Source organism: Mycobacterium neumannii (assembly GCF_002245615.1).
Taxonomy (GTDB): Bacteria; Actinomycetota; Actinomycetes; order Mycobacteriales; family Mycobacteriaceae; genus Mycobacterium; species Mycobacterium neumannii_A.
Genome location: NZ_NKCO01000003.1, coordinates 1 through 12,206, shown reverse-complemented (window position 1 = coordinate 12,206; position 12,206 = coordinate 1). Strand labels below are relative to the sequence as shown.

The window sequence follows — 12,206 nt, the reverse complement described above, 5'->3', positions numbered from 1 at the left end:
CCAAGTTCTGGTTCGTCCACAGATGTGGTTGTGGCCGGTCGTTGCGGTCAACGCGGTCGGGGGTGGTCGTTAGATTCGTTCGTATGTTCGATGAATTGGTGGGGGTGGCCGGCCGGTCCCGGGGTGCGGGCGCGATCGGGGCGTGGGCGCGGGTGGAAAACGCCGCGTGCGCGCGCCGGTTGGCCGCTTCCGCCGATGTGCTCGAGCGATTGATCCGGGAGGCCGGGGCGGTTGATCGCGAGCAGTGGTGCATCGACAACTGGGCGATCGCGGCCGCCGAGGTCGCCGCCGCCCAGGGCGTCTCCCTGGGCGTGGCCTCCCACCAACTCTCAATAGCTGATGATCTGCGCCAGCGCCTGCCCGCGGTGGCCGCGGTGTTCGCCACCGGCGCGCTCTCGTCTCGCATGGTGGCCACGGTCACCCATCGCACCCGGCTGGTGCGCGATGCGGCCGCACTGACCAAGATTGACGCCGAACTCGCGACCGAGCTGCCCCGCTGGGGCATCCTGTCGGCGACCAAACTCGACACCGCCATCGACACCTGTGTGGACCGCTACGACGCGGGCGCGGTGCGGCGCACTGAGAACGCCGCGCTGGGCCGCGACGTGGTGATCCACGATCCGCCCGACGGGTCGGGCACTGCCGCGATCGAGGGTTGGTTGTTCGCCGCCGACACCGCCGCCCTCGACGCGCGCCTGGATGCGATGGCCGCCGCAGTGTGCGACCACGACCCGCGTACCACCGAGCAACGCCGCGCCGATGCCCTCGGCGCCCTCGGCCACGGCGCCGACCGACTCACCTGCGCATGCGGGCGCCCCGAATGTGAAGCCGCAACCGCCACCCCCAGCGCTGTGGTCATCCATGTCATCGCCCGCCACGAATCACTGTCCGACGACACCCCCGCCGCACTGCACGGCGCAGCACCGCACACGCCACACGAGGAGAACCAGGGCGAGTCCGCGGGCCCGGCGGGCACCGACCCGGGGTATCTGATGGGCAAGGGTCTGCTGCCGGCGCCGCTGCTGGCGAGCACCCTGGCCGCCACCGCCAAACGTCAACCGGTGATCCACCCCGGCGATGCCGGGCCCGAACCGCGCTACAGCGCCTCAACAAGCTTGGCGTGGTTCGTGCGCTGCCGCGACCTGACATGCCGATTCCCCGGCTGCGACGTTCCGGCCACCGCCTGCGACCTCGACCACACCATCGCCTACCCCGCCGGGCCCACCCAAGCCTCAAACCTCAAATGCTTGTGCCGCCACCACCATCTGCTCAAAACCTTCGCCAGCTGGCGCGACCGCCAGTATCGCGACGGCAGGATCGAGTGGACCTCCCGCCACGGGCAGACCTATACCACCCACCCCGGCAGCCGCCTGCTATTCCCCGACCTGTGCCAGCCCACCGCACCCGCCGCCATCAACACCACCATCGACACCAACACCGATGAGGCGCGCACCCTGAAAATGCCGCGCCGCACACGAACTCGTGAGCAGAATCGTATTGCGGCAATCGAAGCCGAACGGCGCCGCAACCAGCCCTACGTCGCCGAACGCAACAAACCCCCACCCTTCTAAGGAACCCGTTCGAGATAGAAGTAAGCGTGGCGGCCGTTGTCGAGTGCGTTCTTACCGTTCATGATGCCCATCACGGCATGGTCGTCGATCTTCTTGAAATGGTCGTGGACGGGCTGTCCGTCGAACACCATCGTGGCGGTTACCTCGCCCCGAAACTCCTCCATCCACAGGCTGCCTTCGCCGTTCTCGGCGTTCGAGTACTTATGGCCGTCTTCGTCCAGGCAGACCAGCGGTTTCACGTCGGTCGCAGAGATGAAGGTCTTGCCGAACCAGTTGATGAGGGCCAACGTTCCGTTTTCCCGGTGACCGGTATCGAATTCACCGCCCTCCCATTCGCCGATCATGAAATCGATGGTCGCAGGCTCCAGCGTTGCCCAGAACGCGTCGAGGTCAGCGTCCGGGATGAACACACGTTTCGGCCCCGCCACAAGCCGCTGTCCTGCGCGCTCTTTGAGCTCGGTGAACCTCTTCCGGGCCAGTTCATCGCTCACGGCGCTCTCCCATCACGCGGCGGTGAGGATCGTTGGTCCAGTATGGCCCCCACATATACAGGTCGGCGGCGATTTGCACAGGGAGGTTTACCGGTCAAAGCGCCTAAGGGTGGTACGGCACCCCTACGGCGCGGAACACGTACTCCGGCGGTACGTCGAAGGACAGCGATCGCCGAGGGATCCGCATGAGCACATCCTCGGGGATGGCGACTTTGTAATTCATTGAAAGTTCGCCGCTGAAGCGGGAATCGACGGCAGCGATGTCGACATCGATCTTCATACCCGTCGGGGAGAGTTCGGCGGTGACGGTCCCGGACTGCGTAGCGTCCCAGCGTTGATCGATGGTGCGGCCGGCCAGTTTCGGAACGGTCGACAGCGTGGCGAGTACACGCTGGTTTGTCAGTGCCAGCGAGCCTACGTAACTCGTTACGTTGGCGTTCGCCCGTCGCCCCGGGATCTTGCCGCTGAAGCGTCGGGTCACCGCGATGTACTCGGAGAGGAAGAGCACACCCTCGGCCTCCACCTCGGCCCGCATCTCGTCCGGCATACAGCCGATACGGAGCAGCTTGCGCAGGAACACCGCCATGGGCAGTCACACTAACGGCCCGACGATCCGCGTGGTAGAGGTGGACGATGGCATCACACACACCTCGGCTGGTGGTATCGGCGCTGGCCGCGGTCGCGGTGTATGCCCTGCTATGGGTCGGTGTCGCGCAGCAGTGGACGTGGTTGGCCGACATCGATTTCGCTGCGCTCGACGCCTTCTACCCGATCGGCGCAGACCATCCTGGATGGGTGCTCGGATGGGATATTTTCTGCCTCGCTCTGGGGCCGGGCATGTTCCGCGTGGTGACCATTGCTCTCATCGTCGTCGCGTTCGTGCGCCGCCGGATCCGCATCGCGATATTCCTGATCGTCACCGTCGAACTGGCCGGACTCGTCACCGAGATCGCGAAGGGAGCCGCCGACCGTCCCCGCCCGGACACCGCGTTCGTCACCGCGCTGGGAACATCGTTTCCCTCCGGCCACGCCCTCGGGGTGCTGGTCGCGGTCTTCGCCCTGCTGACCGTCGCTCTGCCCGCCGTGCGTCCGGCTGCACGCGCTTGGCTCATCGCGGCGGGCATCGCCATCGTCACCCTGATCGGGGTCGGCCGGGTGGTGCTCAACGTCCACCACCCGACCGACGTCGTGGCCGGATGGGCTTTGGGTTACGCCTATTTCGTGCTGTGCCTCCTGCTCGTGCGGCCGTCGCGGCCGATCACGGAAGCGGCCGAAACACCGGAAGCGCCCGGTATCGCACGCTGAAGCTGGCGGTTTCGCACTCGGTTCCGATCTCACCGTCGTGCGCCAACAGTGTCGGACCGTCGACTGCGGTGAACTCGAACTCGGGGACCCGCATCTCGTGATAGAACGGGCTGCGTACGAGCCGGCCGAGCGCGACGTCAACCAGAATGCGCAGCTTGCTGAACCGGTGACCGGTCTCGAGGATCCGGACGTCCATCAGCCCGTCGTCCATCCGGTCCCGCCGCGACGGCGCGAATCCCGAAGGCAGATAAGCCGAATTGCCGAGGAAGAACAGGAACGTCTGCAACGTCTTGTTGTCGTAACGGATGCGGACCGGATCCTCGTGCCGCAACGTGTGATACATCGCGTAGAGCCCGGCCAGCGGCTTGCCGATCTTGCGTTCGTACTTCTCTCGGGTGCGCACGAACGCCGGGTACGCCCCGATGCTCGCGGTGTTGACCACCATCTGATTTTCGTTCAGACACACCATGTCGACGCACGCGACGCTGCCCTGCCGAATCGCGTCGACGGTCTTTTCCACCGTCTCGCAACCGATGTCCTTCGCGAAGTGGTTGAACGTGCCGCCCGGGAACACCGCCAGCGGCACACCCGCCTCGATGGCGGCCGCCGCCGCGCACGACACCGTTCCGTCTCCGCCCCCGATCGCCAGAACCTCGGCGCGCTGAGCCACCGAGCGCAACGCGGTGGCGAAGTCGTCGTCTCCGGAGAGCTCGACTATCTCCGCGCGTGGCAACGCCTCTCGGACTTCTTTGAGAATGTCTGCTCCGGTCCCGCTGCCAGACGCGGGATTGACGACCAGCACCACACCTTCCCCCTCTGGTCGCGGCGGCGTTTCCACTCGCAGCGGATCCGCGGTCGGAAGCCTCGTCGGCACCATTGGAGGCACCACCCGTCCGCCTAGCACCGCAACCGCCGCACCCAGACCGAATCCGGCGATCACGTCTCCGGGGTAATGCGCGCCGACGGCGACGCGGGACAACCCGACGAGCCCCGCCAGAAGCGCCAGGGGAAGACCGAGCGACGCGCTCTCTAGTCCGACACCCACCGCGAAGGCGGCAGCGCTGGCGGAGTGCCCGGACGGAAGCGAGTTCGACGTGGGTCGGCGTCGCGTGCGACGCACCAGTGGCACGGAGTCGAACAGCGGGCGGGGCCGTCGCCGGATGCGCTTGGCGCCCTGGTTGGTGATCAAGCTCGTCGCCGCCAGCGTGAGCATCCCACGCACCGCGCCGCGCCGCGCGCTCGGCTTACCCGTGGCAGCCAGGGCAGCCGCGATCGCGAACCACAGTTTGGAGTGGTCGGCAGCGCGCGTCAGCGGTGGCATCACGGTGTCAAGCAGCGGGGTCGGCGACTCGGCGATCGCGTCGAAGATCTCCTGGTCGAGCGCGCCGAGACCGTGAGTGATTCGCCGTAGGCCTGCGGGCCGGCCGACCACCTGCGCAATATCCATCTCCCCAACGTATCCACGACCCTTGACAAATAATCTTGTCAAGCGCATCGTGGCGTCATGCTCGACGTGGAAGTGATCGACGATCCCGCGGCCGCGGTCAGTGCACTGGACCCGATCCGCGGTCGACTGCTCGCCGAACTCACCGAACCGGCCTCCGCGGCGGCGCTTGCCCCGCGGGTCGGAATATCGAGGCAGAAGGTCAACTACCACCTGCGCGCACTCGAGGAGCACCGGCTCGTCGCCGAAGCCGGCGAACGCCGGTGGGGTGGCCTGCGCGAGCGCTTGCTGGTCGCCACGGCCGCGTCCTACGTCGTGTCGCCCGGCGCGATGGGACCCGTCGCCGCCGACCCCGGCCGCACCAACGACCGCCTGTCCGCCAGCTACCTGATCGCCCTGGCCGCCCGCGCCGTTCGCGAAGTGGGTGAGCTCTGGGCGATCGCCCGTGAAAAAGACAAACGGCTGGCGACCTTGTCGATCGACACCGCGGTCCGCTTCCGCTCACCATCCGACCGGGCGGAGTTCACCCGCGAGCTCTCCGACGCGATCACCTCGCTGGTCGCGCGCTATCACGACGAATCCGATCCGCAGGCGCGCGGCTACCGGTTGCTGGTCGCCGCCTACCCCGCCCCGAAGGAGGACTGAAATGCCCTTGCACAGAGACGATTCCGGTATGCGCCGGGTAGCGGTGGAAGTGCTCGTGCCCGGAACACCGGAGCAGGTCTGGCATGCAATCGCCACCGGCGTCGGCATGGGCGCGTGGTTCACGCCGACGACGGTCGAGGAACACGTCGGCGGCGCCATCAGATTCGACTTCGGCGGCGAGAGCTGCGGGACGGACGCCTCGGGCGGCAAGGTGACCGCCTGGGAGCCTCCGCATCGCTTCGCCTACGAGGAGCACGACTGGAGCGGCGACGCGCCGCCACTTGCCACCGAAGTGACGGTCACCAGCCGCTCCGGGGACCGCTGCGTCATCCGGATGGTGCACAGCCTGTTCACCGATCGAGACGACTGGGACGACGAGATGGAGAGCTTCGAATCCGGTTGGCCCGGCGCCTTCGAAGTGCTCAAAATCTACCTCTCGGATTTCGCGGGCTTGCCCGCGTCGAGCGTCCGGGTCATGTCGGTTCATCCGGGCGACGAGTCGCAGGCGTGGACGAAACTCACCGAGGCGCTGAACCTCGCGGGCGTGGACGTCGGCGAACATCGTGAATCCCCGCGCGGCGCGCCACGTCTCGCCGGCGTTGTCCAACGCGTACACCAGGACGACACCGTGCGCGACCTGATATTGCGCATCGACGAACCCGGGCAAGGCGTCGCGGTTCTCGGCACCTGCACAGTCGCCGGTCAGACGAGCGCCATGGCCAGCGTCTTTCTCTACGGCGACGACGCCGCCGCGATCGCAAAGAAAGAACACGACAACTGGTCGTCGTGGCTGCGTGGCTTACTCGAAGGGCAGCGCACCGCGACTTAGCATGTGTCGGTGCGCCGACTGCTGACCCTCCTGTGCGTGAGCCTGCTGGCCCTTGCAACGGCGCCCCTCGGCCAGGCGCAGACGGTGCCGTGGTTCGCGAAATCGGTAGGTTCGGCCACCCAGGTGATTTCCGTTGTCGGCGTAGGTGGTTCGAAAGCCAAGATGGATGTCTACCAGCGGACCGGTGCGGGTTGGCAGGTGGTCGCCGCGGGCATACCGGCCTGGATCGGCGCCAACGGCATGACTCCGCAGAGCCATGACGGCGAAATGAAAACGCCGATGGGCGTTTTCACGCTGGACTTCGCCTTCGGCACCGCACCCAACCCCGGCGGAGGTCTGCCGTACGTGCAGGTCGGGCCAGACCACTGGTGGGACGGTGACATGAAGAGCCCGACCTACAACACCATGCAGGTCTGCAAGAAGGCGCAGTGCCCGTTCGACACCGACCCCGCCAGCGGCACCGAGAACCTCCAGATCCCTCAGTACGTGCACGCGGTCGTCATGGGGGTCAACAAGGCGCGGGTACCTGGCAATGGAGGCGCCTTCTTCCTGCACACCACCGACGGCGGGCCGACGGCCGGATGCGTGGCGATCGACGATGGCAAGCTGGTCGAGATCATGCGGTGGCTTCGGCCGGGGGCGCTGATCGCGATTGCTCAGTGAGTCAGATGTTCAGTGCACGACCGGGTTTCACCTTGAAGTTCAGCGCCTCGAGTGACATCGACGCGTCATAAGTGCGGTCGTACCCCGTTTCGCTGATCCGCCACCCGTCGCTCGTGCGCCGGTACCGGTCGTGGTAGAAGCCCGCGCCTATCAACATGAAGTTGAAGTCCGGCGCGATCACCCGGTCCTGCAGGTACCACGTGCCCGTCGCTTCGTCGCCGTCGACGGTGATCTCGGGATGGGTGACGCGGTGTTCGGTGATGATCTCGGGACCCAGCGAGTCGCGCATGAACTTGACCAACTCGTCGCGGTTGGTGAAGTGATGCTCCTCGCCGATCGATTCGCCGTACTTGCCGACCACATCCTCGGTGAGGGTGTCGGCGAACTCGTCCCAATGCTTGGTGTCGAGTGCGCGCAGGTACCGGTACTTCACTTGTTGAATCTCGTCGATGTCACCCATGCCCGTCATTGCAACACAGCACAGCCACGGCGCGTACAGTCCGGACATGAAATTCATCGACGCCTACGTCAAGTCTCCGTTCGCGGGACTGGCGCCATGGATCCTGATGGCGGTCGTCGCAGGACCCGGCCGGTTCGAGGAAGCCGCCTCGGCGGCGCTGGGTCTGGCTCTGCTCACGTTGTGGGTGGGCACCCGTCGCGGCGCCGCGGTGCATTCACTCGAGGTGGTGACCGTCGCCTACTTCGCAGTGTTGGTCGTAGCGGGTTTGGTTGCGCCGGATTCGGTCATCGACTGGCTGCAACTGTGGGCCGGCGAACTCAGCAACATCGTGCTGGCCGTGTTCGCCGTCGGCACGTTGATCATCCGCCGGCCGTTCACGATGGCGTACGCGAAGGACACCACACCTCCCGAGCACTGGGACAGTGCACCGTTTCGGCGAATCAACTATGCGATCACCGGTGCCTGGGCCGGCGCATTCGTGGTGTCCGCCATCGCCGGTGCGATCGGGGATGCTGTCCTAGGTGACAACGACAACTTCTGGACCGCCTGGATCATTCCCATCGGCGCCGTCGTCTTCGCCGCGTCCTTCACCGAGTTCTACCCCGACTACGCGACCGGAGAGTCGAACTCGTGGTCGGGTGTCATCGACTGGCTTCCACCGTTTCTCACCGTCACCGGAATCGTCGGCTGGGTGTCGGACTCGACGTCCGTCACGGTGGCGATCGCGCTGATCGCGGTCGGTGTTATCGGCTCGATCGCTGTTCGGCGGCTATTGCCGGAGAAGCCGATATCTACTGCGCCGCAGTGAGGTTGCGGGTCGCGGGACCCTCGAGCAGGGTTCCGTCGGGTGCGAAGCGTGAGCCGTGCAGCGGGCACTCCCAGGATTCGTCGGCGTCGTTCCAGTTGACGATGCCGCCGAGGTGCGGGCACACCGGCGACACGCGGTACTCGCGACCGTCGACCACGCTTCGCGCCTCCAGGTCCCATGGCGGGCCGCTGACCACGCCGCCCTCTTCTGGGGTGCGGTTGAGGATCCTGGTGACCGGAGTGATCCACCCGCGCGTCAGATAGAGCGCCACCTGCGCGTTGGTCTGCATCGCCTTGGGGATGCCCGACAACTCGTGCGGACTCCAGCTGTCGAAGGCCTGCGCCCAGTCCATCCGGCCCCCGAGGATGCGGCTCGACAGCGCCAGTGCGGCAGCGGTTCCGTTGGTCATGCCCCACTTGTCGAAACCCGTTGCCACGAAGATCTTGTCGTTGCCGGGCAGGATCGGGCCTACGTAGGGCAATTCGTCGATGGGTGAGTAGTCCTGTGCGGACCAGTAATGGGTCTGCATCGCGCCGGGGAAGTGCAGCTTCGTCCACTGGTCGAGCTCCTGCACCGACGAGGCCGGGCTCTTCTCGTGGCCGACGGGATGCCCCGCCCCACCGGCGATCAACCGATCGCCGTCCGGCGTCGGCGCATAACGCAGCGACCTGGTCGGCGAATCAGCCGAGATGTACATGCCCCGTGTGATGTTGCCGGGCACCTTGTAGGCCATGCAGTAGGAGCGTTGCGGTTTGAGGCGAGCGAAGAAGCCGCCACGGTCCAGGATGGGGATGCCCGTCGCGAGGACACATTGCTTGGCGTGCACGTCGAATTCGTCACCTGCGGTGGTGCGCACATTCAGGGCCAGTTTGTCGCCCTCATTCGAAACCTTCTGCACCCGAACGCCTTGCGCCAGCCGTCCGCCCCGTTCGTCGAGCTCAATGACCAGGCTGTCGAGCAACGGCATCGGATCGAACTGTGCCTGGTCGGCCAACCGGACAGCACCGTGGAACGGGAACGGCACGTCGGTGTCGTCGACCCAGTCGACATCCAATCCCGCGGCCTCGCACGCCTCGAGCTCCTGGCGCACAGAGGACACACCCTTCTCGGATTGCGCATAGGTGTAGGCGTCCTCGCGTTGCACTGACAGCCCGTGCGCCTCACAGTGCTGGACCAGCCACTCCAGGCCCTCACGGTTGCCCTCGACGTACTGCTTGGCGGTCCCGGCGCCGTGTTTGGAGACGATCTTCGACAGTTTGGTGCTCTGCAGCAGGCTGATTTTGGCGGTGGTATTGCCGGTCGCGCCCGCCCCGACGCGTTGTGCTTCGAGCACCAACACGTCCTTGCCGGCCCGCGCCAAGAGCACCGCGGTGATGAGGCCGGTAATTCCGGCGCCGACCACGACGACGTCGGCCGACCGGTCCGATTCGACCAACGGGTCCGGCGGTGCCGGCCGCTCGACGCGGTTTGCTAGCCACAGAGATGTCATGGCATTGCAGGTACCCGTTTGGCCCACCCCAAAACCGTGGCGGCCGAACGGGGTTCGCACGGAGTGTCTGACCGGTTCCCGGTGGTCGGGGGACTATCGTGTGGTCCGTTATGAGCGACCCATTGGGGTTGTCGATCGGGACGACGAACTTGGTCGCGGTACGCATCGACAATCGAGCCGATCAGCCCGTGCTCCGTCGTTCGGTATTCACCGTGCCGGACGGCACCGTGATGTCCGGGTTCGTCGAGCGGGTCGGCGACGATGTGCCACTGGTCGCCGCGGATGGATCGTCACACTCGGCCGACCGGCTGTTGGTCGCCGCGCTCGCCGATCTCGTCGAAGCCAGCGGTGCGCCGGCGTCCGACGTCACGCTCGCCGTCCCCGCGCACTGGGGACCGGCCACCCTTCGGACCCTGCGCAGCGCGCTGCGGGGCCATCCCGTCTTCGGCGCCGACGGTGCGACCACCCGACTCGTTTCGGATGCCAAAGCGTCGCTGACCGCGCTGCAAACCGATCTCGGAATCCCGACACAGGGTGTGCTGGCACTGGTGGACTTCGGCGGCGGCGCGACCGGCATCACGCTGGCCGATGCGGGCGACGCGTTCGAACCGATCGACGAGACGACTCGTCACACGGAGTTCTCCGGTGACCTTGTCGATCAGGCGCTGCTCAGCCGCGTTCTGGCAGGGCTGCCTTCGGGCGGAGACGACCCCACGAGCACGGCCGCCGTGGGGTCACTGTCGCGGCTGCGAGAAGAGTGCCGCGACGCCAAGGAACGGTTGTCGACACACGAAGCGACCGACGTCGATGTGCGGTTGCCGAACCATCACTCGGTGGTTCGGGTGACCCGAGATGAACTCGAGGCTTTGGTCGCGACACCGCTCGAAGGTGTCTTGGCCGCGATCGATGACACGTTGCAGCGCAACAGAATTGGCTGGAAGGACGTCGCCGCGCTGGTCGTGGTCGGCGGTGGCGCAGGCCTGCCGTTGATTCGGCGGCTGTCCGAGCACTCCGGCATGCCGGTGTTCGCCACCGCGCAACCGGGGCTCGACGCCGCCAACGGCGCCGCGTTGATCGGCGCGTACACCTCGGCCGCCGAGGCGCGCACCGGCTTGGCGCCCGTGGTTGCCGCGGACGCCCCGACGGGTCTGGCGCCGGCGCCCCCGACGGAGACCGAGTCGCCGGGGACATCGACGGTTGGCGCGCTGGCCTGGTCGCAGGACGACGCGGCGGACGACCCCGTGCCCTACACCGGCTCGGGTCCCTACGAGACCCCGTATGACTCCGGGCCGATGCGCCCGCCGCCCGTGCAGTACGTGGCCGCGACGACGGGGCCGATCGACGAACCCCGGATCTGGCAGCGGCTGCCGGGGCTGGTGATGGGCGTTGCGGCGGCCATCGCGGTGGTCGCCGTCGGCGGAGTGGCAATCGCCTTGACCAGTGCGACCGGCAGTACCGGCGTGACGGAGGCGCCGCGGACCGCGCCGGTTCCGCCGCCGTCGGCACCGCCGCCCGAACCGGTCGCACCCGAGGCGCCGCCGCCTCCCGTCGAAACCGTCACGCTGCCCAACGACCCGCCCCCTCCGCCGGTGACCACCGAAGCACCGCCACCTCCGCCGCCACCGCCGACGACGACCGTCGTCACCACGACACAACCGACGACCACCACCACGACGACAACGACCACTACTACGACGACGACCACAACGACAACGACGACAACAACCCCGCCGACGACCACGACCACCGCGCCCACCACGACGATCTCTTCCGCCACGGCGACCACCACGCCGATGACGACGACCTATCTGACTGTGCCGTTCGTGCCGGTGCCGATTCCGATCCAGGTGCCGCAGAACCCTTACCAGCCTGTGCCATAGCCCCAGCTGTCGGATAATGCGGCGATGAACCGGTTACATTCCGTCGCGGCGGCCCTGGCGATCACGGCGACGATGGCAGCGCCGTCGGCGGCCGCCACACCCGCAGAGGGTGACATCGAGCGCACCGACCTGGCGAAGGGCACGACGGATGCGCCCATCGCGATCGTCTCCGTGGGCCAGCCGACCACCCTCTACGTGCAGAACCTCGTGCTCGCACCGGAGTCGAGCAGCGGCTGGCACACCCACCCGGGCCCGGAGTACTCGGTGATCAACGGCGGGGAGGTGAGTCTGCAGACGGCCGGCGGCTGCGTGCCTGCGGTCTTCGGCGCCGGGCAGGCCATCTTCGTCCCTGCCGGTGTCCCACATGTGGTGTCCAACAGGGGCTTTGAGCACGCAGAGGCGACGGTCACCTACACGTTGCCCGCCGACCGTGCGGTGCGGGACGACGCACCGGCCGCCTGCCCGTAGGTCTAACGCCCGTACGTGTACTCCGGTTCGTGGAACCGGTTGATGATCGGGATCCGCTCGATGATGCGGTCGCGCAGACGTGGCTGCGGCGGCGGGACGTACGCCGGTGCCGGCGGGGGCGCATACACCGGAGGCTTGCGCTTATAAACCTCT

Annotated in this window: 14 protein-coding genes; 8 read left to right on the top strand and 6 right to left on the bottom strand. The window is 66.9% G+C overall.

Annotation, left to right across the window (positions count from 1 at the left end):
- The first annotated feature begins 83 nt into the window (after positions 1 to 83).
- The gene (locus CEX88_RS04690; RefSeq protein WP_094292587.1) at positions 84 to 1,571 is read left to right on the top strand and encodes an HNH endonuclease signature motif containing protein; all 1,488 of its coding nucleotides are present in this window, start codon (positions 84 to 86) and stop codon (positions 1,569 to 1,571) included.
- Here the strand turns inward: CEX88_RS04690 and CEX88_RS04685 are convergent.
- Together CEX88_RS04685 and CEX88_RS04680 are read right to left on the bottom strand one after the other, a co-directional pair.
- Positions 1,568 to 2,062, bottom strand: coding sequence for a DUF4334 domain-containing protein (locus CEX88_RS04685; protein WP_202931374.1), 495 nt, complete (start codon positions 2,060 to 2,062; stop codon positions 1,568 to 1,570). The two genes, CEX88_RS04690 and CEX88_RS04685, sit on opposite strands and share 4 nt — an antisense overlap.
- 103 nt (positions 2,063 to 2,165) lie before the next feature.
- A complete protein-coding gene (locus CEX88_RS04680; protein ID WP_094292586.1) occupies positions 2,166 to 2,648 on the bottom strand; it encodes a hypothetical protein in 483 nt (160 codons plus the stop codon).
- Between the two features lie 47 nt (positions 2,649 to 2,695).
- Between CEX88_RS04680 and CEX88_RS04675 the strand changes: the two genes are divergently transcribed.
- On the top strand, positions 2,696 to 3,367 hold the full coding sequence (locus tag CEX88_RS04675) for a phosphatase PAP2 family protein (protein ID WP_094292585.1): 672 nt from the start codon (positions 2,696 to 2,698) through the stop codon (positions 3,365 to 3,367).
- Here the strand turns inward: CEX88_RS04675 and CEX88_RS04670 are convergent.
- A complete protein-coding gene (locus tag CEX88_RS04670) occupies positions 3,321 to 4,814 on the bottom strand; it encodes a bifunctional phosphatase PAP2/diacylglycerol kinase family protein (RefSeq protein WP_094292584.1) in 1,494 nt (497 codons plus the stop codon). The two genes, CEX88_RS04675 and CEX88_RS04670, sit on opposite strands and share 47 nt — an antisense overlap.
- Before the next feature lie 57 nt (positions 4,815 to 4,871).
- Here CEX88_RS04670 and CEX88_RS04665 point away from each other — a divergent pair, with 57 nt between their 5' ends.
- Genes CEX88_RS04665 through CEX88_RS04655 form a run of 3 tightly spaced genes read left to right on the top strand, consistent with a single transcriptional unit; the run spans position 4,872 to position 6,948 of the window.
- Complete coding sequence (locus tag CEX88_RS04665) at positions 4,872 to 5,456, top strand: ArsR/SmtB family transcription factor (protein ID WP_066847714.1); 585 nt, start codon at positions 4,872 to 4,874, stop codon at positions 5,454 to 5,456.
- Position 5,457: 1 nt separating this feature from the next.
- Positions 5,458 to 6,285 (top strand): SRPBCC family protein, encoded by an 828-nt coding sequence (locus tag CEX88_RS04660; RefSeq protein WP_202931373.1) that lies wholly within the window; start codon positions 5,458 to 5,460, stop codon positions 6,283 to 6,285.
- Positions 6,286 to 6,294: 9 nt separating this feature from the next.
- Positions 6,295 to 6,948: a L,D-transpeptidase family protein gene (locus CEX88_RS04655; RefSeq protein ID WP_202931372.1), complete on the top strand. Its 654-nt coding sequence runs from the start codon at positions 6,295 to 6,297 to the stop codon at positions 6,946 to 6,948.
- A gap of 1 nt (position 6,949) precedes the next feature.
- Here the strand turns inward: CEX88_RS04655 and CEX88_RS04650 are convergent, their stop codons facing one another.
- Complete coding sequence (locus CEX88_RS04650) at positions 6,950 to 7,408, bottom strand: nuclear transport factor 2 family protein (protein WP_066848308.1); 459 nt, start codon at positions 7,406 to 7,408, stop codon at positions 6,950 to 6,952.
- A gap of 46 nt (positions 7,409 to 7,454) precedes the next feature.
- Between CEX88_RS04650 and CEX88_RS04645 the strand changes: the two genes are divergently transcribed.
- Positions 7,455 to 8,216 (top strand): hypothetical protein, encoded by a 762-nt coding sequence (locus CEX88_RS04645; RefSeq protein ID WP_094292583.1) that lies wholly within the window; start codon positions 7,455 to 7,457, stop codon positions 8,214 to 8,216.
- Here the strand turns inward: CEX88_RS04645 and CEX88_RS04640 are convergent.
- Positions 8,200 to 9,705 carry an FAD-dependent oxidoreductase gene (locus tag CEX88_RS04640; RefSeq protein WP_094292582.1) on the bottom strand — a complete coding sequence of 502 codons (1,506 nt, stop codon included), beginning with the start codon at positions 9,703 to 9,705 and terminating at the stop codon, positions 8,200 to 8,202. The two genes, CEX88_RS04645 and CEX88_RS04640, sit on opposite strands and share 17 nt — an antisense overlap.
- 110 nt (positions 9,706 to 9,815) lie before the next feature.
- On the opposite strand from CEX88_RS04640, the gene CEX88_RS04635 reads away from it, so the two are divergent.
- On the top strand, positions 9,816 to 11,585 hold the full coding sequence (locus tag CEX88_RS04635) for an Hsp70 family protein (RefSeq protein ID WP_094292581.1): 1,770 nt from the start codon (positions 9,816 to 9,818) through the stop codon (positions 11,583 to 11,585).
- A gap of 24 nt (positions 11,586 to 11,609) precedes the next feature.
- Positions 11,610 to 12,053 (top strand): cupin domain-containing protein, encoded by a 444-nt coding sequence (locus tag CEX88_RS04630; RefSeq protein ID WP_094292580.1) that lies wholly within the window; start codon positions 11,610 to 11,612, stop codon positions 12,051 to 12,053.
- A 2-nt stretch (positions 12,054 to 12,055) separates the two neighbouring features.
- On the opposite strand, the gene CEX88_RS26585 is transcribed toward CEX88_RS04630, so the two are convergent.
- Positions 12,056 to 12,206 (bottom strand): DUF7157 domain-containing protein (locus CEX88_RS26585; RefSeq protein WP_420799192.1); only part of this gene is annotated, 151 nt, incomplete at its 5' end.